The organism is Thermoactinomyces vulgaris (assembly GCF_003688725.1).
Lineage (GTDB): Bacteria > Bacillota > Bacilli > Thermoactinomycetales > Thermoactinomycetaceae > Thermoactinomyces > Thermoactinomyces vulgaris.
Genome location: NZ_REFP01000010.1, coordinates 176,816 through 200,025 on the forward strand (window position 1 = coordinate 176,816; position 23,210 = coordinate 200,025).

The following is a 23,210-nucleotide window of genomic DNA, read 5'->3' on the forward strand; positions in this document are numbered from 1 at the left end:
GATTGGATGTCAAGCAAGCTTCGCCTTTTATCGAATTGCGGCATCAGTTGCATCAAATTCCGGAACCCGGCTTTCAGGAATTCAAAACCCAGAAACATCTGTTGAATTATCTGGAAACCTTGCCAAAACACCGGCGGATCATTCGCACTTGGAAGACGGGTATCTTGGTGAAAGTTCCCGGAAAAAACCCGAAAAAATGCATCGGTTACCGGACCGATATGGACGGGCTCCCGATGGAAGAACAAACTTCCTATCCCTTCCGCTCGCTTCACGAAGGTTATATGCATGCATGCGGACACGACATGCACATGGCAATCGCTTTGGGCATTTTAACGCATTTTGTCCATCATGAAACGGACGATGACCTGCTTTTCATTTTCCAACCGGCGGAAGAAGGGCCCGGAGGCGCATGGCCGATGCTGCAAAGCCCTGAATTTAATGAATGGAGACCAGATGTCATCTTTGCGCTTCATGTCGCTCCGGAATATCCTGTCGGAACCATTGCCTTGCGTCCGGGTTTGCTCTTTGCCAATACATCAGAACTTTTCATCGATCTTCACGGGACCGGCGGCCATGCAGCCCGTCCCCATCTGGCCAATGATATGGTCATCGCCTGTGCCCAACTGGTCCAGCAACTTCAAACCGTTGTTTCCCGCAATCTGGATCCTTTGGATGCCGCCATCATCACGATCGGAAAAATTGAAGCCGGCACGAAACAAAATATCATTGCCGGCCATGCCCGTCTGGAAGGAACCATCCGCACCAAATCCATCGAGTCCATGAACTTGGTCAAGAACCGGATCCGGGAATTGGTCCGGGGCATCGAAACCGGCTTTCAATGCCGGGCGGACATCGATTGGGGATGCAACTACTGCCAAGTCTACAATGATGAAAAATGGACAAAGTCTTTCATGGAGTTCGTCAACAGACATACTCCTTACGAGCTGGTGCAATGCGATGAATCGATGGCCGGAGAAGATTTTGGTTACTTTTTAAATGAAATTCCCGGATTTATGTTTTGGCTGGGTGTGGAGACCCCGTACGGATTGCACCATCCCAAAATGGAACCCCGGGATGAAGCGATTCCCGTCGCTGTTTCGGTCATGACCAAATACTTGGAACACTTGGGCAACCGCCCGCAAACATGGTGACATCCTCTTACGAGGATGTTTTTTTAGCCCAAAATCCAAAAGAAAGGTTTACCTTTTGTTCATCTCAGGGTACTATATAATAGAACAATGTTATGTTATGGAGGTTGCATCATTGAATAAGCTGATTAAAATCCTGATTCATGCAAGCACCTGGTTTGCACCGGTTCTTCTCCCGCTGATTGCCTGGTTAATTGTGAAAGACCGGGACGTCAAACGATTGTCTTTGCAAGCCCTTGTTTTTCATGCCATTTTCTTGCCGCTGTTTTTCATCTCCAAAGTTCTCTCCTTTCTTTTGATCGGAATTCCTTTTGCCATTCTTTTCGGCATCATGTTGATTTATTTTCCGGTCAAGGGAATTGCTTACGCCTGGTGGGAAAAACAGTATGAATACCCCGTTGCCAAATGGTTTATCCATTAAATACACCCTGCAATTTTGTGCAGAAGCGAAGTTAATGACAAAGCAATGGATTTGTTTCTCTGGTCCGTTCGTTTTTTTGAAAGTACATCACGCTGCACGATGGTGTATTTTTTTGGCAACAGGTTGCAAATAAACAGAGGCTGCCCGTTCATCTCCATTCAGGCAGCCTCTGTTCATCTCTTCTAATTCATTCATCGGACTTTGCCGTGTTTGTAAAATAACGCCAAATCAGGGCGTTTCACCTGCACCTCGGGATCTTTTCCGGAATCAGAAAATCCGTTCAAGCCCATGTTGAATGCATACGAGAAACGCGCCGTCTGCACCGATTCCGAAATCTGCGGATTTATTCATCGGGATGGCATTCAGCAGGGATATGGTTGATTCCGACCGTGCGCTCCACTTTCATGACAAAAGCGATCCCTTTTCCGGGTTTATCCAATTGGCCGCTTTTCATGATCGCATCCAAAACCCGTTCGGTTTTTTTGCGGTCAATCAAAGTCAGAATCACTTCTTTTTCCGGTTCGATGACAATATTGAAAAGCTTGGCTTTTTCATGGATTCCCGTGCCGCGCCCCTGCAGAATGGTGCCCCCTTCGGCGCCTGCCTTTTTGGAAGCTTCCACGACCTCTTGTGCAAACCCTTTGTTCACGATAGTCACAATCAAATCATATTCAATGTCCGGTTGAGCCATTTTTTTCATCCTCCTTCCGGGAATCGGATTCAAACAAATGAGAGATCCCGGCAATTTTTTTCGTATTCATGACAAAACCGATCCCGTTTCCCGGCCGGTCGAGCCGTCCCGCTTCTTTGATCGCTTTCAAAATCGGCTCCAGTTTCTCTTCGGGAACCAAGGTTAAAATCACTTCCTTCTCCGGTTCAATGTGAATGCCCAGAAACGACACCCACTCATGGATTCCGCTGCCTCTGGCGAACATCACCGTTCCGCCTTCCGCCCCGGCTTGTTTGGAGGCTCTCACCACCTTTTTGGCCAGCCCTTTTTTCACCACCGTAACAATTAGTTTGTGATCAGGTACTTTGCTCATTTTCTTTCTCCTTCCTTCTGTATAAAATTCCCAGGATCAATACAGAAAGGATCGGAGCCAGTGCCACCAGCGAAACCATGCCGAACCCTTCCATCAAAGGGTTGCGCCCCTCGATGACGGTGGCCACGCCAACGACCATGGACAAAATGAAAGTAACGGTCATGGGACCGGTGGCAACCCCTCCAGAATCAAACGCAATCGCTGTGAAGCTGTCTTTTGAGAAGCGGGCCAACAGGAACACTAACAAGTATCCCGGAATAATAAAGTACCACAAAGGAATTCCGGCAATCACCCGTAACATGGACAAAGCCACCGACACAGCGACCCCGATGGATACAGTATATAACATAACTTTTTCCGGAATGGAACCGGTCGACACTTTATCCACCTGTTGGTTCAAAATTCTTACGGCCGGCTCTGCAAAAGTGGCGGCAAACCCGAGAAGAAGGCCAATGGGAACAAGAATCCAGTTATACGAGAGATCCCCGAGAATCAAGCCCATCTGTTCACCGACGGGCATAAAGCCGATATGCACCCCCTGTAAAAAGAAGACCAGTCCAAAGAAAGTAATGATAAATCCAACGGCGATATTCCCCACTTTGCGCCAAGGAAGTTTCAAATAAAAGAACTGAAAGAGCAAGAAAATCACAAACAAAGGAGACAATGCAAGGGCCACTTCAACCATGGTATCTGTCAGTCCGTGCAATGGATTGATCATGCATACACCACCCCTAACAGCAGTACAGAAAGAACCGGGCCGACCGAAGCCAATGCAACCAATCCGAAACCATCCGTGGAAGCACTTTTACCGCCGAGGACGGAAGCCACGCCCACGCCCAAAGCCATAATAAACGGAACGGTCATCGGACCGGTGGTGACACCGCCGGAGTCCAGTGCGACCGGAACAAATTCCGTGGGAGCGAAAAAAGAAAGCACAAATATGATGGCATATCCTCCCATTAACAGATACAGGATCGGGATATTGAAGATCATTCGGAGCATGGCAATTCCCACCGTTATCCCCACACCCAGTGCCACGGTGGAAATCAAAATGCCTTTGGGAATGGTTCCGCCGGTCACCATATCCACCTGGGAAGCCAGGACGATCACATCCGGCTCAGCCACTGTTGCGGCAAATCCCAAAACCACACTGATCAGAACAACCACACTCAATTTCCCAAACTTTGACATGGAAGAGCCGATCATTTCACCGATGGGAAGCAACCCGATATCCACCCCGACAAAAAACAAGAACAATCCCAGTCCAACCATGACCACGCCGGTTAAAAACTGTAAAAACATTTCAACAGGCAAACCAATGACCGTGAATTGCAACAAAAAAATCACCACTGTCATGGGAAGAATCGATAAAAGGACTTCTTTTCCGGTATCTTTGAGTCGATCCAATTCGGATTCCCCTCTCTGTTCAATTTTGTGTTGCCAAGTGCAGCCATACAATGTTTTTTTTGTATGCTGCATTTGGCTTTTTCACAAGTCCACGTCAATTTCAGTCCGGATCTTTTCATCCTTTGAAATACCAAGGTATTTAAGGGTTTCGGAAGGGGTGGAGTGATGGAAATGCTTTTGGAGAAGAGAGATGGCGACTCCTCGTTTATAAGCATGATATCCAAACGTTTTCCGTAAAGAATTCGTGCCGATTTTTCCTTGAAAACCGGCCGCTTTTCCCGCTTGTTGGATGATGCGGTAAGCTTGTTGGCGTGTAATGGGTTTTTGGGTTTTGGAGGATTGAAATAAATAGTTCTCATGTTTCAATTGGTTCGATTGGACATAATGCCGGATCGCTTTTCTTAGCTTGGGATTCAAAAACACTTCTTGATCCCCGCCGGGTAATTGATAAAATTCCTTGTACGTGCCGTCAGGATTTATCACGTCGCAAACTTTTACATTTAATAGCTCCGTAATTTTCAAACCGGTGTTAATCCCAAAGACGAAAAGCAAATAATCCCGCTCGGAATGGGCTTTTAAATATCGCTTCATTGCTGAAATGATCTGTTTATCCCGAATCGCTTCGACAAACTCCAGCTCTGTATCACCTCGATTCGTGTTACATAACCACATTATATCATATGATTAAGTAACATTCAAACAAACCATTTTCCCAAAGGCCGTCCGGATTCCAAACATCATCCAAAATCTCGTCTCAACGGAAATGCCGTTTTCACTCCATCAATCCCATGAATAAAGAAACAGGTTTCAAATGTCCCGTGACCGGGAATTTTTTATAATGAAACAATGTTGTGTTATGGAGGTTTTGTTTTTGGATAAGAGAGGCATCAAAATTTTGGTTCACGCAAGCACCTGGTTTGCCCCCATGCTTGTCCCGCTGATTGTCTATCTCATCTTTAAAGATCGGGATCTGAAACGTCTGTCGCTGCAAGCCATTGTTTTTCACGCCGTATTCTGGCTGCTGATTTCCGTCTCTTTTGTGTTATCATTTGTTTTGATCGGAATTCCATTTCTCGTTATTTTTTCCATCATGGGACTCTATTATCCGATTAAGGGAATGGTATACGCTTGGAAGGAGAAGTACTTTGAGTATCCGGTGGCCAGATGGTTCATTCACTGAACAACAAATCCCCCTTTTTCCAAAGGGGGATTTTTTTATAAAAACAATTTCCATAAAAAAACCTGCCACCTCAAGCTGTGGCAGGTTTGATCCGGGATCAACCAATGGATCCTTCCATCTCGTAACGGATTAACCGGTTCATTTCCACCGCATATTCCATAGGCAATTCTTTGGTAAAAGGTTCAATGAAGCCCATGATGATCATTTGCGTGGCTTCGTCTTCGGTCAGTCCGCGGCTCATCAGGTAGAACAATTGCTCTTCGCTCACTTTGGATACGGTTGCCTCGTGTTCCAACACCACATCATCATTTTTGATTTCGTTGTAAGGAATCGTATCCGAAGTCGATTCATTATCCAAAATCAACGTATCACATTTCACATTAGCTTTGGATCCCGTTGCATTTTTTCCAAAGCTGGACAATCCGCGGTAGGTGACTTTTCCGCCTTGTTTGCTGATGGATTTGGAAACAATCGTGGAGGTGCAGTTTGGAGCCAGTGCCACGACTTTTGCCCCGGCATCCTGATGTTGCCCCTTCCCTGCTACGGCAATGGACAACACATCCGCTTTGGCTCCTTCCCCTTTCATGATGACAGCCGGATATTTCATCGTCAGTTTACTTCCGATGTTTCCGTCAACCCATTCCATGTGTGCCCCTTTATGAGCAACAGCCCGTTTGGTAACCAGGTTGTAAACATTGGGAGACCAGTTTTGAATGGTTGTGTAACGGCAGCGGGCGTTGTCTTTCACAATGATTTCCACCACCGCACTGTGCAATGAATCCGTGCTGTAAATTGGAGCCGTGCATCCTTCGACATAATGGACAAAGGCATCTTCATCGACAATGATGAGTGTCCGTTCAAATTGTCCCATGTTTTGCGAATTGATCCGGAAGTATGCCTGAAGCGGAACTTCACAACGCACTCCTTTGGGAACATAAATAAAGCTTCCGCCGCTCCACACGGCACTGTTCAATGCGGCAAATTTATTGTCCGAAGGCGGAACCACCGTTCCGAAATACTCTTTTAACAGCTCCGGATACTCGCGGACGGCTGTGTCGGTGTCGCAAAAGATCACGCCTTGCTCTTCGAGCTCTTTTTGCATGTTGTGATAAACCACTTCCGATTCGTACTGTGCAGAAACCCCGGCCAGGAATTTCTGTTCAGCTTCCGGAATTCCCAGTTTATCAAACGTTTGTTTAATTTCATCCGGTACTTCGTCCCAAGATCTTCCTTGGCGTTCAGACGGTTTTACATAATAAGTGATATCATCGAAATCGAGATCGTCCAGTTTTCCGGGCAAAAGAGAAAACCATTGGCTGTTTTCGGCATTGGGCAACGGCATTTTGTAAAACTGCTCCAATGCTTTCAAGCGAAACTCGAGCATCCAGTCCGGTTCGCCTTTCATGCGGGAAATCTCTTCCACCACTTCCCGGCTCAACCCTTTTTTCGAACGGAAAACCGAGACATCCTTATCGTGAAAACCGTACTTGTAATCCGACAGATCCGGCAATTGGTTGTTTGTCGTCACGGTTTTCTCCTCCTTATGATTTAGATTCGCGATATTCATTCATCCCTTTTTCAAGTGCTTTCCATGCCAATGTCGCACATTTGATGCGTGCCGGAAATTTTGCAACGCCGGTCAGCGCTTCAATATCTTCCAGCGGGAATTTATCCAGATCGACTTCTTCTCCTTGCATCATCCGGGAAAACAGATCAACCAGTTCGAGCGATTCTTCCACGGTCAATCCTTTGACCGCTTCCGTCATCATGGAAGCGGAGGCCAGGCTGATGGAACAACCTTCCCCCAAAAACTTCGCGTCTTGTACCCGGCCATCTTCAATCCGCATCTGCAAAGAGATTTTGTCACCACAAGTCGGGTTGTTCAAATCGATGGTTATCGCTCCGTTTTCGATTCTGCCTCGATTCTTCGGTTTTTGATAGTGTTCCAAAATCACGCGACGATAGAGATCATCCAAAGACATGGCCAAAATACTCCTTCGTTTTGATTAAGCCTTCCGCCAACCGGTCGATGTCCGATTCATCATTGTACAAATAAAAGCTGGCTCTTGCCGTTGCCGGTACTTTCAACCAGCGCATCAGCGGCTGGCAACAGTGATGCCCCGCCCTGACGGCAATCCCTTCCGCATCCAAGACGGTTGCGACATCATGAGGATGCACTTCGCCCAAATTAAAAGTAACCAACCCGATCCGCCCTTCTTTGGGGCCGTAAATGGTGATTCCGTCAATCTGTTGCAACTTATCATAAGCATAAGCAGCCAGTTTGCGATCGTGCTCTTCAATCCGGTCCATGCCGATGGATTCCAGATAATCAATGGCTGCACCAAGACCGACCGCTCCGGCAATAATGGGAGTTCCCCCTTCAAATTTCCAGGGCAGCTCTTTCCACGTCGACTCATAATCTCCCACTTGATCAATCATTTCTCCGCCATATTCAATGGGTTCCATTTCATTCAGCAAATGCTCCCGGCCGTACAAAACGCCGATTCCGGTCGGGCCGCACATCTTGTGTCCGGAGAAAGCGAAGAAATCCACGTCCAAATCCTTGACATCCACTTTGATGTGGGGAATACTTTGCGCGCCATCCACCACGATATATCCGCCTTTTTGATGGATGTACTCCGCAATTTCTTTGATGGGATGGATCGTTCCCAGCACATTGGACACATGCTGGATGGCAATGATTTTCGTTTTGTCGGTCACGGCTTGGCGTACCAAATCCATCGTCAGGGAACCATCTTCTTTGAGCGGAAAATATTTCAACCGCGCTCCGGTCCATTTGGCCACTTGCTGCCACGGAATCAAATTGCTGTGGTGCTCAGACGGAGTGATCAAAATCTCGTCCTCCGGCTTCAGCATGGAAGTGGCAAAACTTCTTGCGACCAGATTCAGCGATGTGGTGGTTCCCCTTGTGAAAACAATCTCTTTGGTTGAATCCGCATTGATGAAACGGCGTACCTTTTCACGGGCTCCTTCATAGGCATCCGTCGCTCTGGAGCCCAATGTATGGACACCGCGATGCACATTGGAGTTGTCCTTTTTATAATAGGCTTCCACCGCTTCGATCACTTGAAACGGTTTTTGCGATGTTGCTGCACTGTCCAAATAAACCAACGGGTGGCCGTTTACTTCCTGATCCAATATGGGAAAGTCTTTGCGGAATTCATTCATGATTTGATTTTCCTTTCAATCAGCCGATGAATCTGTTCACGCAATAATTCTGACGGAATATCCGAAATGATTGCATCCAGGAAACCGTGGATAATCAGTTTCTCTGCTTCCTTTTTGGGAATTCCACGCGACATGAGGTAATACATTTGCAGGGGATCCACTTTCCCCACGCTTGCCGCGTGTCCGGCGACGACGTCGTTTTCATCGATCAACAAAATGGGATTGGCGTCCCCGCGCGCTTCCGGATGAAGCATCAATACTTTTCCGGATTGTTGCCCATCCGATTTGCTGGCACCTTTTTCGATTTTGGTGATACTGTTCAAAATGCTCGATGCCTTATCCGTCATGACGGAACGGGCATTGATATAGCTGGTGGTGTACCGGTTCCAATGATAAATCGATGACGTCACATTGGCTCGCATCTCACCCGTTCCGAGCACAACCGCCTTCACATCGGCCCGGCTGCCTTCTCCTTTGAGATGGGAAGTATTGTCGGAGACAACCTTTCCGTCACTCAAATCGGCGATAATCCATTCCAAATGACCGTCCCGGTCGACAAGGGAGCGTCGGTAAACCACATTCACCGCAGAAGCGCCCAGATTGCTGATGGTGGTCACACGGACTTTTGCCTGTGCCCCGACAAACGCCTCGATGACGCTGTTGTTCATGGCCCCCGGTTCATCCGGATCCGACACAAAGTTGGCCACAAAATCAACACGGCTTCCTTCTTCGGCAACGATCAGAATGTGAGGCAAAAGTGCAGCTCCTTCACCTGACAACCAGAATAATCCGTTCAACGGAATTTGTACATCCACATTCTTTGGTACAAACAAGAACACCCCGCCGCTGTAAAGCGCAGCATGAATGGCGGTCAGGCGATGTTCGTCTTTCTTCACTCCGTCCGTCATGAAGTATTTTTTGATCAACGGCTCATATTCTTTGGCGGCCGTGCCCAGGTCAGTGAAGACCACGCCTTTTTCACTCAATTCTGCAGACAGTTGCTTGAAAATGACACTGGCGTTTTTTTGCACCACCACACTGGGCTGTTCGCCAAACACAAATTCTTTGACGCCTTCCGGGAGTTCATCCAAAGATTGGACGGGAGCCTCTTCCCGGAACGGTTCGAACCCGGTGAAATTCCAACGGCTGATGTTGGTTTGTTGTACTTTGGGCAGTGGAAGTTGGGCAGCTTTTTTGAGTGCATCCAAACGACTTTGAAGCATCCAGGCCGGTTCCTGATTCTTTTGGGATACTTCCGTTACAACATTTTCATCAAAAAGCAATCGGGTATCTGTACTCATCCAAAATCACCAACCTTACGCCTTTTGACCAACGGTTTCGTCTTCAATGCCCAACTCTTCTTTCACCCAGTCGTAACCTTCGGCTTCCAAACGTTCAGCCAGTTCCGGCCCTCCTGATTTCACAATCCTTCCTTGCATAAACACGTGGACATGGTCCGGTTTGATGTAATTCAACAAGCGTTGATAGTGGGTGATCACGATCACGCCCATTTCCGGGCTCAGCATCGAGTTAACCCCTTTGGAAACGACTTTCAACGCATCAATATCCAATCCGGAGTCCACCTCATCCAAGATGGCAATGCGGGGTTTCAACATCATCATTTGCAAAATTTCGTTCCGTTTTTTCTCCCCGCCGGAGAAACCTTCGTTCAGGTAACGGGTGGCAAACTTCTCATCCATTTCAAGGATTTCCATTTTCTTATCCATTTCACGGATGAACTTCATCAACGAAATTTCGTTGCCTTCCCCTTTTTTGGCGTTGATGGCGCTGCGCATGAAATCGGAATTGGTCACGCCGCTTACTTCAGCCGGATATTGCATCGCCAGGAACAATCCGGCACGCGCTCTTTCATCCACTTCCATTTCCAAAACATCTTCCCCGTCGAGCGTGACACTCCCTTGGGTGACCTCGTAACGCGGATGACCCATCAAAGCGGAAGCCAGGGTGCTCTTACCGGTCCCGTTCGGACCCATGATCGCATGAACTTCTCCGCCATTGACCTCCAAATTGACGCCTTTGAGGATTTCTTTCCCATCCACGGATGCATGCAAATCCTTTATTATCAATTTTGGTGCTGTCGACATAGTCTCATCCTCCATCATGTCTTTTGCCCTTGTTTATCTCCTGAACCGCAACGGGTTGTCATCAACCGGAGATATTCCCTCAACACCGTCCGTTTGGACAGCGTGAAAAGAAAAACCAATCGGACAATCACCCTAAATTAAAGTGATTATCACCTGATTCTCATTTCATTTTACTTCACGATATGGGGTATATCAAGTGAAGATTGGAAATCGTGCGGTTTCAGTCCTCCTCTTTTAATGTGAAGTTATTGGTATTTTTTCTTCATGGGCTCAAAACTACTCATAAATATAACATTTCATCGCCGCACATGAAACTTCATTCTTTGGAATCCGGCAAACGGATGCAAACCTTTTCAATATCATCGCTTTTTCCCGTGAATGCCCCGGAAATCTTTAATTTTCCCTTGCTTTTCAGCCCGTTTTCAGGCAAAATATCTTTAGGAGGTTTTTTTCGGAATTCATCGAAATATTTTGCCTCGGGAGATCGTTTCTGCCATCATCAGGTTGATCATCTTTTTTTTATTTCCGCACCTTTTTGAATAAGCGCGTTGGTAGGAGGAGTTTTTATGGAAAAAAGCACTTACAGGGTTTCGAAAGAACCATCTTGTATGCCCCCATCTCTTAGCTCTCCGATCGGAATTTACACCAAACCCGCCACAGACACACAATGCAAAACAAAAAAGCAGCGATCTTTTTTATTTGGCAACGTGATCATTTCCGAAGAGCCGTCAAACTTCAGCATACCCCTGAAAAAAAAAGATCAAGAACGGTATTTGAACAGCTTTCTTAAAAAAAAATTGCTGCAGCTTTGGAAAAAACATCGCCACATCCTCTCCGTTTCACACCCGTCTGAAGAAAAAACAAACCAGGAAAGAAAACAGATCTACGAAGAATTAAAAATGCTCTTGATCCAATCCTATGAGGAAGATTTCAACATCCCTTTAATTCCGTTTACTTTGTTCGGCTGGTTGCAGTACGTCAAACTCACCGCGCAAATCACGGGCAAAGCCAAAGATGCAAAGCAATGGGATGAAATGGCGCTGTTTTTCCAACAATGTCACAAAAACGATTTGTTGACAGATCTCTTCGAACAAAGGCCTTCAAACAAGTCTCTTGATCAATAAGACTGTTTGACTATGTGTAATGATAAACAAATGAACAAGGCTTCATTTATTCATCTTTGTATGATTCCATTTATAAGCAACCTGAATCAGGATGAGATATAAAACAGCAAAACACCGCCGGAAAAGGCGGTGTTTTTTGTTGGTAAAACTTTTCAGGAACCTTGCAGTTTGTTCATCATCATATATTCTTCTTTAAAATAGTTAATCACTTGTTCCATGATCACTTTTCTCGTCAAAATGCCAACCAGCTTCCCTTTCAAATCAATGATCGGGATATAGGGCCGGTTGACCAGCACTTCGAAAGCAAACGAAAAAATGGAATTGGCCAAAATGCCTGAATGATTTTTATTCATCGCTTCATGAACCGTATATCCTTTCAATTGCGAAAAATCAATTTCATTGCCTTGGCTGATCTTTAACATAAAGTCCAGAATGTCGGTTTTGCTGATGATCCCCTCGACTTGTTCTTGATCATTCACCACAGGCACCGAATTGGTCCCCTTCCGGGTCAGCACCAATAAAGCACGCTCCAGTGACCAGTCCGTGTGGACAACAACAACTTTTTCCTTCGGAATAATGTAAGGAGTAATCTCGCGTGAAAATAAATAATTGTTTTGATCCCGTTTCTGCATAAGCAAAAACTCCCTTACTCTTGGTAATCCCTCCGGCCATTACCACAGAGTGATAAAGATAAGCCCGAATTGACGTCAAAATCTTTTCTCTTTTTTTGTAATGATAACAGTTCCCCAACCATGTTATCTTGTTCCCGAAACCGCTGTCAACGTTCTTATCACTCTTTTATCCATTCCTTAACTTTATTTTATAACAACGCCGGTGAACCTTGAAATATTACGGCCATTAAAAAACAATCCGGCAATTTGCCGGATTGTCAACATTAGTGGGAGAGGTTTTGCCCCTGAATCTGGGAGAGGTTTTGTTGGACCAACGTGGCAGCTTGTGACATGGCCATTCCCCCTCCGAAGGCACTGCTCACGCATGCCGCTTCCAGCACCTCTTGTGCGCTTGCTCCCTGATCACAGGCTCCCTTTGTGTGATAAACAATGCAGTATTCATCATTGGTATAAACGCCGAGTGCCAGCGCGATCAAATGTTTCTCCTTCTTTGACAGGGCACCGTCTTGAAAGCAAGCTTCCGTAAACGCGTTGTACGTTTCCACCACATGCGGAAGTTGCTCTTGGAGTTGGCCGATTCCTTTTTTATAATCCGTCAGGGATTGTTTGACAAAGTTTTCTTGCATCATTCATCTCTCCTTCCATGACTAGTTTTCCTGTACAAAAGAAAAATATACAAATATTCAAATCTATATCTGTAATTACAGTTATTATCTTTACATTAATAAATATATTATTTTAAAATAGAGTAAGATCTTGAACCAATATTGAGAAAGCTTTTTTATAACAGAAAGGAAATGAAAATGGATCAGCAAAAATTACAATTGATCGGCATCATCTTACGCATGGTCAAAGAAATTTATGGAAAAACGATTCATTTGGAAAAGATCTTTCAAGCCAGCAGCGTACATATTTTAGCCCGCGACTTCGATCCGTTTAATGAAATGATTAAGATATTGGAGCTTCCGGATGAAGCCCACACATTATTTTTGGAACTGGTTCAATTGTATTTGGATGACCAAATGACATTGAATGAACTTTTGCTGGAATTTGAAAACCAAACCGGCAAAACCAAAGAAGAAGCTCATGCTTAATCCCATGGACTCCCGCATGAGGAGTCCATGGGTTGTCCATGGGTGTCCTTTCCCCGTTTCTTTTCATTTGATTTCCCCCTGGATCACCGCTCTTTCCCCCGCCATCCGTCTTGGATCCCCGTTCCGCCGTTTTGGAGTTTCATGCTTAAATTATTATCTATAAACTTCACCAACAAAAAATGCGATAATAGTAAAAGTTTATATCATAACAGAAAGGGTTAACCTGTATGAGTACCTGGTTTCTCATCTCACTGGCCAGTGCCGTTACTTTCGGATTGTCCGGATTTTTGATGAAAGTCAGTTCCGCCCAAAGCGGGGATGATGACTTTTTGTTATGGGGATTATACTTGACCGGCTCTCTCGGATTCGTCTGGTGGGCTGTCAAAACCGGCGATATCCAATTCACATGGCTCAACCTCGCGGCCGGAACTTTGGTGGGAATCGGTTCGGCTTTTGGGAACTTGTTATTTATGAGAGCCCTTTCAATCGGCCCTGCAAGCCTTACCTCTCCCCTGGCCAATGCGAACATCATTTTGACCATGGCCATGTCCATGCTCGTTTACGGCGAGAGCATCACGGTGACCGAAGCGACCGGTGCATTTTTGTTAGTTTCAGCCATCATGCTGTTGCCGGTGGACCCCAATGAAAACTTACGGATTCAAAACAGGCGCTGGTATCTGCTTATTTTCCTGGCCATGTTGCTGTTCTTTTTCAGAAACGGCGGATTAAAGATTACGGAAGAAATGAATCTTTCCAACACATCCATTTTGTTGATCAGCTATTTATTCGGATGGATTTGGTTCACATGGCAAATTCTCCGCAAGGCGCCGCCGGCCGGGTTTCGCCAAAAGAGCCGCCGCACGGGAATGGTCTGGGGATTGGGAGCGGGATTTTTTTCATTTGCCGGGATGCAACTCTATGCCATCGCTCTGGATCACGGCCCTGCGTCCATCATTGCCCCGATCTTTTCCACAAACAGCCTGGTGGTTGCGCTTCTTTCCATCCTTGTTTTTCGTGAACGCTTATCCCTGATGCAATCCGTGTCTTTAATCCTGTTGTTTGCCGGACTGATTCTGATCCGCATTTGAATCGGAAAAAATTCTCCGGAGGCCCTTCGGTTTTTTTCGAACTTTTGTTATTATTAATCCTTACTCTATGCAAGCAAGGAGTTTTGTCTGATGATCGAAATGTTGGCATTTCAAATCCTTCTGTTGATTTTATGTGGTGTCATTCATTTGGTTTGTCTCTTTCTTTTGGATACCCGGTTTCGGGTAAAAGCGTTTAAAACCATGAAAATCATGCTGTATGTATCGCTCGCCGTAACCGTTCTCCATGTGATCTTTGTTCCCACTTTCGACGCCAAAATGATGTCCGTGTTTTCGCAATCTTTATGGATCATGATGATGTATGAACCTTTGGTGTTTCCATCCCCCCGGTATCAGCACCGGGTGTGGCCCGTCAGTGAACAGTTTGGAAAAAAAGTCATGTATCCCAATCTGGTCATTTTTTTCATCACCTTTTTGTACGCTTTGAAAGCCGGCTACATCTTCGCTGAATAACCGGATTCGCGAGGTGAATCTTTTTCGCATCCGGCCGTCACTTCCGGAACCGAAATCCTAAACCGCCCGCAACTTTCCGTCTCACACCGCGGTTTTAAACCGACATCCTTACGCAAAGGAGATCCAGATCGATGAAAGCACCCGATTTTTCACTTCCCGATTTAAACGGAAACATCCATCAACTGAGCGATTACCAGGGACGGATTGTCTGGCTTGAGTTTTGGACGACCTGGTGTGCCGCTTGCCAGGAGTCCCTGGCCAAAAAAGAAATTTTTTACCGGTCTTTAAAAACGAACCAGGTCGCCTTTCTTACGATCCATGTCTCCGGGCGCGAACCCGATCCCGACCGGGTATACCAATTTGTCCAAGAAGCCGGTTTTCATTTTCCGGTGCTGCGCGACCATGGAACCCGAACCTACGACGCTTACCGGCTTTCCTCGGTTCCCACCGATGTCCTGATCACACCAAATGGCGAAATTCACGGCATCTATGACGAAACCGCCCCCTTCACCACGGTCATTCAAGAACTGGGAGCCCTCCTCTCCCGTGAATCTTTTTAATAAAAGGCGCCGGTTTTTCACCGGCGCCTTTTCCATCCGACATGAAACTCCCTTTTTCAAATGTTGTTTATACCGGCATCATGCGCCGAAGACTTTTTCTTAAATTTTCCCGGTAGGGCGGCCGGATCACGCCGTACTCGGTGATGATCGCGGTGACATACTCCGCGGGCGTCACATCAAAAGCGGGATTATAGACGTTGATCCCTTCGGGAGCAATCGGCTTGCCCCAGCTGCTCACGATCTCCTCCGGCGCTCTCTCTTCGATCGGGATCCCGTCACCCGTTTCCGTCTCCAAGTCAATCGATGAAGAAGGAGCCGCCACATAAAAAGGGATTTGGTGCGCCCTGGCCAGGACAGCCAAGCTGTAAGTGCCGATTTTGTTGGCAACATCCCCGTTGGCCGCGACCCGGTCCGTTCCGACAATGACCGCCTGAATCTCTCCTTGTTTCATCACGGCCCCCGCCATGTTGTCGCAAATCAGTGTGACGTCAATCCCTGCCTGCATCAGCTCATATGCGGTCAGCCGCGCTCCCTGCAACACCGGCCGCGTCTCGTCGGCATACACTTTGAGGTTCCATCCCTTCTCGCGGGCGAGATACAGCGGAGCCAGGGCGGTTCCGTACGCACCGGTGGCCAGCCCTCCGGCATTGCAGTGAGTGAGGATGCCCATTCCGTCGTGCAAAAAAGGAAGCAGATGCTCCCCGATTTTCCGGCACACCCTCACATCCTCTTCATGAATGGCTGTCGCTTCTTCCCACACCGCCTGCTTCAAGACGGATACCGGACTTCCTTTGAATGATTCCACCTTGGCTTTTACCCGGTTTAAGGCCCATGACAAATTCACCGCGGTCGGTCTGGCCGAACTCAAATATTCAACCACCCGTTCCAGTTCGGAAAAGAAAGTTTCTTCCCGCCCGGTGACGTGGCGCACGCCCATATACAAACCGTAAACAGCGGCGATACCGATGGCCGGCGCCCCCCGCACAGCCAATGTGACAATCGCATCCCAAACTTCTTCCGGAGTAAAAAGGTGCAAATAAACGGTTTCACGGGGAAGCCTTCGCTGATCCAGCAAAACCAGGTGGTCGTCTTCCCAAAAAACCGATTGCGGATGGGGAATTGTGTAATCTTGCTTCATTTCACCGTCAGCCCTTCCCCGGCTTCCCGGGCCAGCCGGATCAGATCAGCCGCTTGATTTACGGTTTGGCGCTTTAAGACCAGTAGCCGCCCGATTTTTAAAGCCTTGGTTTCTGCCTCGGCGCGGACGGCCGGATCTTCGATCGATTCCAAATCCGCCACGGGAGCCAAACCGATCACGCGCCGCATCATTTTGCAACCGGCAAAGCCCGCCGCGTCCTGAAGCACCTGGTGCAACACGTCATCCAGATACCCCGGTACGGACCACATTTCATCTTTGACATGCTCTTTCCAAAGCGCCCGAAAGGTTTGTTCAAAACCGATCCAAATCTTTTCGGCGGTTTCCAGCAACCAGCTTTGGTAGGTTTCCCTCTGCTTCAGATCCCCGGTGTGCGCTTCATGGGAAACAAAGGAAAGGAAAAGATTGGCGATCACAGCCCCCACGTCAAAGCCGATGGGACCGTAGTAAGCAAATTCCGGATCAATCACTTTGGTGCTGTCTTTTTTCACCATGACGGAACCGGTGTGAAGATCCCCGTGCAGCAAAGCTTGTGCCCGGGTCATAAAGCGTTCTTTCAAATGGGCAATTTCTTTTTTCAGGCGGTCATCGTTCCAGATCGATTCCACCGTTTCCCGGATCAAAGGGTTGAATGAATTGGTTTCGGCATCATAATAAGGATCGGTAAACACCAAATCCTCCGTGATCTTGCACATTTCCGGATTGATGAAGCGGCGGACCTTCTCCTTTTTCTCCCCGGCATCCAGGTAATATTCCGAAGTGAAAAAGAGCGTGTGAGCCAGATATTCCGCCAAATCCTTCGCTAACCGGGGGTATTCCTCTCCCGCGATCAACCCTTTTCGCAAAATGATGTGATCAGACAAGTCTTCCATCACGGTCAAAGCCAATTGATCATCGTAGAAATAAACGGCAGGCACCAAATCCGGCACCCGACGGGCCGCCAGTTTCAAGGCTTCCGCTTCGATGCGGGACCGCTCCAGCGTCAACGGCCATGACTCCCCGACCACCCTTGCATACGGTAGCGCCTGTTTGAAGATGAGGCTCCGTCCAGTTGAATGGTCGGCAATGCGAAAGACCAAATTGAGATTTCCATCGCCGATTTCCCTGCAGTCAAGTTCTGCATCGGGGGCAAACCATTCTTTTTTCGAGCGGGCATATTGCACTGCATCTTCTTCCGTGAAATGTTTATAATTTTCAAACATTGGTTGTTTCCTCCTTCCTCCGGGAAGTCCCGCACAAAGGGCGGGACACCGGTCAAGCCGTGAACTCCGGATCTTGATAAGGATGAGCCACCCATCCGGACGGATCGATAAACAGACGCACGGCCACCACTTTCCGGTTCTTCATCAACGTGAAAAAGTGAGGGGTGTTTTCCGGCACGGAGATCACATCTCCGGGGGAAAGCTCCACATCAAAATACCCGGTTCCATCTTTTCCTTTAATCGTGAAAATTCCGTTCCCCGAGACGATGGCCCGCACTTCGTCTTCCGAATGGGTATGCACATTTTCAAACTTCTTCAAGAGCTCTTCCAAATTTTCTGTTGCTTCGGACAGCGCCACCACATCCCATTGGACATAGCCGTTTCGCTTGGCGAGCGATTGGATTTCCTCTTGATAGGCCTTGAGAATCTCCTCTTGCTCTTCCTCATTCAACACAAACTTCTCCCGCAGATGCTGCGGAAGTTTCTCTGTCGGCCATTGTTCAAACAACACGCCTTGTTCTTTGAGAAAGGAACGGACTTCTTGCTCTGATTCCAACCGTTTTCCCGAATTTCTGATGTAAATTTGCGCCATGTGAAAAACCCCTTTCCATCGGTCTATGAATTTAAAAGCTGAAGCTTTACCTGATACTCAAACAAGAATTCAAAAGCTTCCAAATGGCGTTTGGCAGCAAATACACTGTCACCCCATGCATAGATCCCATGATTTCGGATCAGAACCGCAGGAACCTGCGGATCGATCACCTCGCGAACCGCTTGGGCCAAGTCAGGAATCGAGGCGTGATTGGGAACAACCGGCAGCCGGATCACGGCTCCCTCCTCCCAGATGTTCAGCGCCTTGATGATTTCATGCCCGGAAAAAGAGACGTACCCCGAATCCCCGCACTGCTCTGAAATGAGATTATTATGAACAGTATGAATATGGAAGATCGCGCGGCATTCTTTTATTTTTTGATAAATCGCCGTGTGGACCAAAGTCTCGGCCGAAGGTTTGAGACAAGTCGGAAACGCCGGTTTTCCCTCTTTGTTCACCAGCAAAAAATCCTCCGGGGTATGAACGGTCTTATCTTTTCCGCTGGCCGTGATGGCGATCAAGTCCGGCTCCCCTTCTTGAACGTCCACCCGGACAGAAAGATTTCCGCTGGTGGCCGGAAACCATCCCCGACCGGCAAAAAGCTCTTTGACCTTTCGCAATTCGTGAAAAGCCTCTTCCACCTTTTCCATTTCCACCCGGATCCGTTCAGGATGTTCCAGTCGCGTCAAATTGCTTGCACCTCCCATCGCCCCGATCATGGCTCAAGATTTCAATCACATCATAAAAAGTGTCAAAAGGCTGGTGATTCAGCCCCTGCTTACGGCATTGTTCCAGCAAAAAGTCCCGGGCAATCGTAAAATCAGCCAGTTTGGCAGCGGCCAAATCAGTAATGCTGTCCCCGATCACAATCCGTTCATACTCCTTTTCATCATAAGAGCGGATTACACTGGTTTTGCACATGCCGCAATCCCCGTCACAATGCTCGTCACAGGGATGCGGCCAGACAATGCGAATCGTCTCCCCGCTGAAATCACTACCGTTGCAATAAATGTTCCCAGCAGGAATCGCGAAGCGGGATAAAACCGGGTACACGAAGAAGTCGATCCCTCCGCTGGTGATCAACAACCGGATATCATTCGACCGGCAATACCGGATAAAGTCTTCAAACCCGGGGCGGATTTCCGCCTGATCAATGGCATAACGCACAATCTCTTCTTTTCTTGCCGTGGGAAGAAGCGAAAACATTAGCCCCACACCTTGCCGGACACTGATACGCCGGGCGAGGATATCGTCTTTCAGCGTTTCCCAGCCTGGCGGGTTAAAATGCTTGAAAATATTGACAATATTATCCTGATTGGTGATCGTTCCGTCAAAATCACAGAAAATCACCCGCTTTAATGAAGACGTCATGTGATACTCCCCCATTTATCCAAAGCCAGCTTTAATTCCGGAGACTCCTGGGCCGCTTCTTCCAACGGACGCCCTTTTACCGCAGCACCGATCGCTTCGACAAATGCTTTTCCCCCTGCCGTTGAACCTTGCGGATGGCCGTGAATGCCTCCGCCCGCATTGACGATGAGATCCATTCCAAAATCCCGCACCATGGCCGGCACCAGCCCCGGATGAATGCCTGCCGACGGAGCCGGAAGGGATGGCCGGTGAACGGTGGAAGAATGACGCAAGTTTTCAGCCACTTTGAGCGCGTCCTCTTTCGGCATGGCCACCGAACCGTAAGGTGAAGGATACAACACCATGTCCGCACCTGCCCATCGCAAAAGTTTTCCCAACAGCAGCGGTGAACTCAAACCGTAATCAGAAGAGGAACAAACCGCACCGGCAAAAGCCGGATGAGCCATGACCGGCACATCGATATCGGGATCCTCTGCCAACCGGTGGAGAATATCCAGCCCGTAAGGAACCGCGTTTAAGAGAAAACAGTCCGCCCCTTGTTCCGCCAAACGTTTGGCTTTATCGGTCAGTTGTGTCACCGGGCCGGTCAGGTTGACCGCATACCAAGTTTTTTGCCCGGTCCGTTCTTCCTTCTCCCGGTTGATCCTTTTGAAAATGCGGATTCTTTCTTCGGCGGGTGCATAATCTTCTCGGAAGAAAATCTCGTCATCTTTGACCAGATCCACCCCGCCATCCACTTGTTGTTGATAAGCTTCCTCCAACTCATCCAATGTCATGCCGATGCATTGTTTAAAAATGCTCATCAACAGCGGACGGCCGGATACATCCAATTTTCGGCGGATGCCTTCGATTCCGAACCTGGGGCCGGGAAACCCGTCCAAAAACGAATCCGGTGCTTCAATATCCATACATTTGATTTTTCCATCCAAGGACAACTTGCCGAACACCGTGGTCAGAAGAGCGGGAAAGTCCGGTGTCAGATTGCGGACCGGATAACCGATTTTGCAAAGGGCTCGCGGTTCTCCGTCCTTTCCCGGCGCCAGCCCGGTCACTTCAATCACTTCACCGAGATGGGCCGCCATCTGTTTTTTCCGGGTCTCCGGCAATTCCGTCCATGTTCCCGCCGTCAAACCGACAGCAATGCTTTTGGCTTTTTTGTGGAAATCATGCTCCCCGTGAATCAGATAGGTCGCAATGATATACTCCCGATCAGTTGCCACTTGCCATCACCATCCTTCAATCAATGATGCTTTACCATACAGCGGTAACCGCCCGCTTATGCCAGGTAATAAAAAAATCCCTTTCTGCAGATGCAAAAAGGGATAAACCAATCTATCATTATCACCTTCTCTCATCTGTCAGAACCGCTCAGCGTCCTGCAGGAATTGGCACCTTTCTGCTTCATGCAGATGGTTGCCGAGGATTCATCGGGCCTGTCCCTCCACCTCTCTGGATAAGAGAATCGATCCGTCTATTCAGTTTTCATTAGTTTCTTTAATTTAGCATATAATTTTTAAGGAATCAATAATTTTGACTTAAATTTTTCATTTCATTTTTGAATAAAAAAACAAGCGCCGGAATGCTCACACTCCGGCGCTTTTCTTTGCGTCACAAATTATTTAAAGCCTCTTGAACCGGTTGATCCCCTGTGACCAAATCAAACGAACGGCGATAAGTATTTTCATGTTCCAATGCTTCCACCACGACTCTCGCCACATCCGCTCTCGGAATGGAAGCCGGTTTTTCAATATGTTCAAGGAGCAAGACCGTGCCTTTGGCCGGATCATTTGTCAAAGCTCCGGGGCGAATGATGGTGTAATTGAGGGAACTGTTGCGCAATCGTTCATCGGCCCTTTTTTTGGCAACCAAATAATGGCGGATGGAATCCGGCCCTTTTTCCGGATGATCCGCCCCGATGGAACTGATCATCACAAAGCGACGGACTTGATACTGTTCTGCGGCCTCAATCGCCTTAAAGGCACCGTCCAGGTCCACCAAAATGGTTTTATCCGGACCAGTGTGACCGCCTGAACCAGCTGAGAATATGACCGCGTCCATACCCTTTGCCCAATGGGAAAAATCTTTTTCCAAATCGCCGATGACCACCTCATCCGCTCCCAGTCTTTCAATGACCGGCACTTGTTCTTCTTTGCGAACCATGGCCCGAAGGTGATGAGGCGTTTCTTTCAACAGCGATACCAATTTCCTGCCGATTTTTCCATTGGCGCCAAGGAGCAAAATGTTCATGTTACCAGACTCCCTTTGATTGAATGTTTCTGTTGTCACAATATGAACCTTTCCACCCGAACTCCCCCCGTCAAACCTCTTTATGGATAATTTCGCATTTCCCCTTGTTCCTGATTCATTCTTTTTTTATAATGGATTCAGAACACTTGTTCGATATCTTATGTGGGGGAGTCGTTATGCAATATCAGCCTGAAAAACTTTTGGATCTTGCGCGCTTTTTGCTTCCCAATGATCCAACCCTGGCCGAAGAAGTCGATTTTTGCATAAAAAATCCCAAAGAATATTTATTAACCACGTTGATGATGGATTCCGTTCCACTTAGTAATCTTCCCTGGTTTGCACTGATTCACTCTTTGAAACAGCGAAATTTGATCTTTACTTTTGACGAATCCCTCATTTCTGCCTGGTTCAGCACCAAACACGACAAAAAATCCAAACGGTTTGCATGGGTGATCCGTGACGGCAAATGGAACGAAAGCCATTTCGCTTCTTCAGACCCGGTCAGCCATCCTTATGTCCGGTTTTTCTTTCAATTAGCCAATCATTATTTGGAACCTCTTCAATATGTTTTATGCTCTTTGACACCCACGCTTCATCCTTACACCTTAACCATTTTGCCCATGCAGACGGCCAAACATTGTCAGGAACTGGCTTTTGAATCCGGATACGGAACCCTGTGGATTGAAAAGGATTTGCCCTTTCAACCGGAACCGCATTATGGACTGTTGATTCCTGCATTTATCCATCTGCTGGAAAAAGAAAACCCTTTTTGGGTCTCATGATGTAAGGAAAGCCCCGCAGACTATGTCTGCGGGGCTTTTTCAAGTGTTCCCTGAAAACCAAAGAGTGTGAGACATGACTCTTTGAAACGTTTTTGCTCGAAATGAGCTCCTTAGAAAGGAGGTGATCCATCCCCACCTTCCGGTAGGGATACCTTGTTACGACTTCACCCCAATCATCTGCCCCACCTTCGGCGGCTGGCTCCTAAAAGGTTGCCTCACCGACTTCGGGTGTTGCAAACTCTCGTGGTGTGACGGGCGGTGTGTACAAGGCCCGGGAACGTATTCACCGCGGCATGCTGATCCGCGATTACTAGCGATTCCGGCTTCACGCAGGCGAGTTGCAGCCTGCGATCCGAACTGAGACTGGCTTTTTGGGATTGGCTCCCCCTCGCGGGTTC

28 protein-coding genes, 1 rRNA gene and 1 riboswitch are annotated in these 23,210 nt (G+C 47.6%); of the genes, 9 read left to right on the plus strand and 20 right to left on the minus strand.

Annotation, left to right across the window (positions count from 1 at the left end; genetic code table 11):
- The first annotated feature begins 2 nt into the window (after positions 1-2).
- Both ATH33_RS10350 and ATH33_RS10355 read left to right on the plus strand, forming a co-directional pair.
- On the plus strand, positions 3-1,151 hold the full coding sequence (locus ATH33_RS10350) for an N-acetyldiaminopimelate deacetylase (protein ID WP_037994769.1): 1,149 nt from the start codon (positions 3-5) through the stop codon (positions 1,149-1,151).
- Positions 1,152-1,263: 112 nt separating this feature from the next.
- Entirely contained in the window at positions 1,264-1,569 is a 306-nt protein-coding gene (locus tag ATH33_RS10355) for a magnetosome magnetite crystal formation protein family (RefSeq protein WP_231564587.1), read from the plus strand.
- A 343-nt stretch (positions 1,570-1,912) separates the two neighbouring features.
- On the opposite strand, the gene ATH33_RS13750 is transcribed toward ATH33_RS10355, so the two are convergent.
- The 5 genes from ATH33_RS13750 to ATH33_RS10380 all read right to left on the minus strand — a co-directional run bounded on the left by ATH33_RS13750 (position 1,913) and on the right by ATH33_RS10380 (position 4,655).
- Positions 1,913-2,260: a P-II family nitrogen regulator gene (locus ATH33_RS13750; protein WP_037994774.1), complete on the minus strand. Its 348-nt coding sequence runs from the start codon at positions 2,258-2,260 to the stop codon at positions 1,913-1,915.
- Positions 2,241-2,612, minus strand: coding sequence for a P-II family nitrogen regulator (locus tag ATH33_RS13755; protein ID WP_037994775.1), 372 nt, complete (start codon positions 2,610-2,612; stop codon positions 2,241-2,243). The genes ATH33_RS13750 and ATH33_RS13755 overlap by 20 nt, the downstream gene beginning before the upstream one ends.
- Entirely contained in the window at positions 2,596-3,330 is a 735-nt protein-coding gene (locus ATH33_RS10370; RefSeq protein ID WP_037994777.1) for a DUF1538 domain-containing protein, read from the minus strand. Before ATH33_RS10370 ends, ATH33_RS13755 begins: the two co-directional genes overlap by 17 nt.
- Complete coding sequence (locus tag ATH33_RS10375) at positions 3,327-4,019, minus strand: DUF1538 domain-containing protein (RefSeq protein ID WP_037994813.1); 693 nt, start codon at positions 4,017-4,019, stop codon at positions 3,327-3,329. The genes ATH33_RS10370 and ATH33_RS10375 overlap by 4 nt, the downstream gene beginning before the upstream one ends.
- A gap of 81 nt (positions 4,020-4,100) precedes the next feature.
- The gene (locus ATH33_RS10380) at positions 4,101-4,655 is read right to left on the minus strand and encodes a tyrosine-type recombinase/integrase (protein ID WP_037994815.1); all 555 of its coding nucleotides are present in this window, start codon (positions 4,653-4,655) and stop codon (positions 4,101-4,103) included.
- A 235-nt stretch (positions 4,656-4,890) separates the two neighbouring features.
- Here ATH33_RS10380 and ATH33_RS10385 point away from each other — a divergent pair, with 235 nt between their 5' ends.
- On the plus strand, positions 4,891-5,199 hold the full coding sequence (locus ATH33_RS10385) for a DUF4870 domain-containing protein (RefSeq protein ID WP_037994817.1): 309 nt from the start codon (positions 4,891-4,893) through the stop codon (positions 5,197-5,199).
- Positions 5,200-5,296: 97 nt separating this feature from the next.
- Here the strand turns inward: ATH33_RS10385 and sufB are convergent, their stop codons facing one another.
- From sufB to sufC, 5 genes are read right to left on the minus strand one after another with little or no spacing between them, the layout of a single operon-like run.
- A complete protein-coding gene (sufB, locus tag ATH33_RS10390; RefSeq protein ID WP_037994780.1) occupies positions 5,297-6,727 on the minus strand; it encodes a Fe-S cluster assembly protein SufB in 1,431 nt (476 codons plus the stop codon).
- Positions 6,728-6,740: 13 nt separating this feature from the next.
- The gene (gene sufU, locus ATH33_RS10395; protein ID WP_037994781.1) at positions 6,741-7,181 is read right to left on the minus strand and encodes a Fe-S cluster assembly sulfur transfer protein SufU; all 441 of its coding nucleotides are present in this window, start codon (positions 7,179-7,181) and stop codon (positions 6,741-6,743) included.
- Positions 7,168-8,388, minus strand: coding sequence for a cysteine desulfurase (locus ATH33_RS10400; protein ID WP_037994783.1), 1,221 nt, complete (start codon positions 8,386-8,388; stop codon positions 7,168-7,170). The genes sufU and ATH33_RS10400 overlap by 14 nt, the downstream gene beginning before the upstream one ends.
- Complete coding sequence (gene sufD / locus ATH33_RS10405) at positions 8,385-9,689, minus strand: Fe-S cluster assembly protein SufD (RefSeq protein WP_049719628.1); 1,305 nt, start codon at positions 9,687-9,689, stop codon at positions 8,385-8,387. Before sufD ends, ATH33_RS10400 begins: the two co-directional genes overlap by 4 nt.
- A 15-nt stretch (positions 9,690-9,704) precedes the next feature.
- Positions 9,705-10,493 carry a Fe-S cluster assembly ATPase SufC gene (gene sufC / locus ATH33_RS10410; protein WP_037994789.1) on the minus strand — a complete coding sequence of 263 codons (789 nt, stop codon included), beginning with the start codon at positions 10,491-10,493 and terminating at the stop codon, positions 9,705-9,707.
- 899 nt (positions 10,494-11,392) lie between these two features.
- Between sufC and ATH33_RS13760 the strand changes: the two genes are divergently transcribed.
- Complete coding sequence (locus tag ATH33_RS13760) at positions 11,393-11,617, plus strand: hypothetical protein (protein ID WP_232356949.1); 225 nt, start codon at positions 11,393-11,395, stop codon at positions 11,615-11,617.
- A gap of 152 nt (positions 11,618-11,769) precedes the next feature.
- Here the strand turns inward: ATH33_RS13760 and ATH33_RS10420 are convergent, their stop codons facing one another.
- Together ATH33_RS10420 and ATH33_RS10425 are read right to left on the minus strand one after the other, a co-directional pair.
- A complete protein-coding gene (locus tag ATH33_RS10420) occupies positions 11,770-12,249 on the minus strand; it encodes a CBS domain-containing protein (protein WP_037994792.1) in 480 nt (159 codons plus the stop codon).
- 263 nt (positions 12,250-12,512) lie between these two features.
- A complete protein-coding gene (locus tag ATH33_RS10425; protein ID WP_037994793.1) occupies positions 12,513-12,878 on the minus strand; it encodes a carboxymuconolactone decarboxylase family protein in 366 nt (121 codons plus the stop codon).
- Between the two features lie 174 nt (positions 12,879-13,052).
- Between ATH33_RS10425 and ATH33_RS10430 the strand changes: the two genes are divergently transcribed.
- The 4 genes from ATH33_RS10430 (at position 13,053) to ATH33_RS10445 (ending at position 15,462) form a co-directional block, all read left to right on the plus strand.
- Positions 13,053-13,343: a hypothetical protein gene (locus ATH33_RS10430; RefSeq protein WP_037994796.1), complete on the plus strand. Its 291-nt coding sequence runs from the start codon at positions 13,053-13,055 to the stop codon at positions 13,341-13,343.
- 227 nt (positions 13,344-13,570) lie between these two features.
- Positions 13,571-14,431: an EamA family transporter gene (locus ATH33_RS10435; RefSeq protein WP_037994798.1), complete on the plus strand. Its 861-nt coding sequence runs from the start codon at positions 13,571-13,573 to the stop codon at positions 14,429-14,431.
- A 90-nt stretch (positions 14,432-14,521) separates the two neighbouring features.
- Positions 14,522-14,902, plus strand: a complete 381-nt coding sequence (locus ATH33_RS10440; protein WP_037994799.1) for a hypothetical protein — start codon at positions 14,522-14,524, stop codon at positions 14,900-14,902.
- A gap of 131 nt (positions 14,903-15,033) precedes the next feature.
- Complete coding sequence (locus tag ATH33_RS10445; protein WP_052186675.1) at positions 15,034-15,462, plus strand: TlpA disulfide reductase family protein; 429 nt, start codon at positions 15,034-15,036, stop codon at positions 15,460-15,462.
- A gap of 67 nt (positions 15,463-15,529) precedes the next feature.
- Here the strand turns inward: ATH33_RS10445 and mtnA are convergent, their stop codons facing one another.
- From mtnA to ATH33_RS10480, 7 genes are all read right to left on the minus strand, one after another.
- Complete coding sequence (gene mtnA, locus ATH33_RS10450) at positions 15,530-16,600, minus strand: S-methyl-5-thioribose-1-phosphate isomerase (protein ID WP_049719624.1); 1,071 nt, start codon at positions 16,598-16,600, stop codon at positions 15,530-15,532.
- Positions 16,597-17,820: an S-methyl-5-thioribose kinase gene (gene mtnK, locus ATH33_RS10455; protein WP_037994801.1), complete on the minus strand. Its 1,224-nt coding sequence runs from the start codon at positions 17,818-17,820 to the stop codon at positions 16,597-16,599. Before mtnK ends, mtnA begins: the two co-directional genes overlap by 4 nt.
- 52 nt (positions 17,821-17,872) lie before the next feature.
- On the minus strand, positions 17,873-18,412 hold the full coding sequence (locus ATH33_RS10460) for a 1,2-dihydroxy-3-keto-5-methylthiopentene dioxygenase (RefSeq protein WP_037994803.1): 540 nt from the start codon (positions 18,410-18,412) through the stop codon (positions 17,873-17,875).
- 23 nt (positions 18,413-18,435) lie between these two features.
- Complete coding sequence (mtnB, locus tag ATH33_RS10465) at positions 18,436-19,062, minus strand: methylthioribulose 1-phosphate dehydratase (protein WP_232335163.1); 627 nt, start codon at positions 19,060-19,062, stop codon at positions 18,436-18,438.
- Positions 19,063-19,078: 16 nt separating this feature from the next.
- Positions 19,079-19,783 carry a 2-hydroxy-3-keto-5-methylthiopentenyl-1-phosphate phosphatase gene (locus ATH33_RS10470; protein WP_121874381.1) on the minus strand — a complete coding sequence of 235 codons (705 nt, stop codon included), beginning with the start codon at positions 19,781-19,783 and terminating at the stop codon, positions 19,079-19,081.
- Positions 19,780-21,003, minus strand: coding sequence for a 2,3-diketo-5-methylthiopentyl-1-phosphate enolase (locus tag ATH33_RS10475; protein ID WP_037994805.1), 1,224 nt, complete (start codon positions 21,001-21,003; stop codon positions 19,780-19,782). Before ATH33_RS10475 ends, ATH33_RS10470 begins: the two co-directional genes overlap by 4 nt.
- A 128-nt stretch (positions 21,004-21,131) precedes the next feature.
- A riboswitch (SAM riboswitch) is annotated at positions 21,132-21,243 on the minus strand.
- Positions 21,244-21,391: 148 nt separating this feature from the next.
- Positions 21,392-22,030, minus strand: a complete 639-nt coding sequence (locus tag ATH33_RS10480) for an SDR family oxidoreductase (protein WP_037994806.1) — start codon at positions 22,028-22,030, stop codon at positions 21,392-21,394.
- A gap of 176 nt (positions 22,031-22,206) precedes the next feature.
- On the opposite strand from ATH33_RS10480, the gene ATH33_RS10485 reads away from it, so the two are divergent.
- Positions 22,207-22,812, plus strand: coding sequence for a DUF6630 family protein (locus ATH33_RS10485; RefSeq protein WP_037994807.1), 606 nt, complete (start codon positions 22,207-22,209; stop codon positions 22,810-22,812).
- Positions 22,813-22,926: 114 nt separating this feature from the next.
- Here the strand turns inward: ATH33_RS10485 and ATH33_RS10490 are convergent.
- A 16S ribosomal RNA gene (locus tag ATH33_RS10490) occupies positions 22,927-23,210 on the minus strand; the annotation flags it as partial.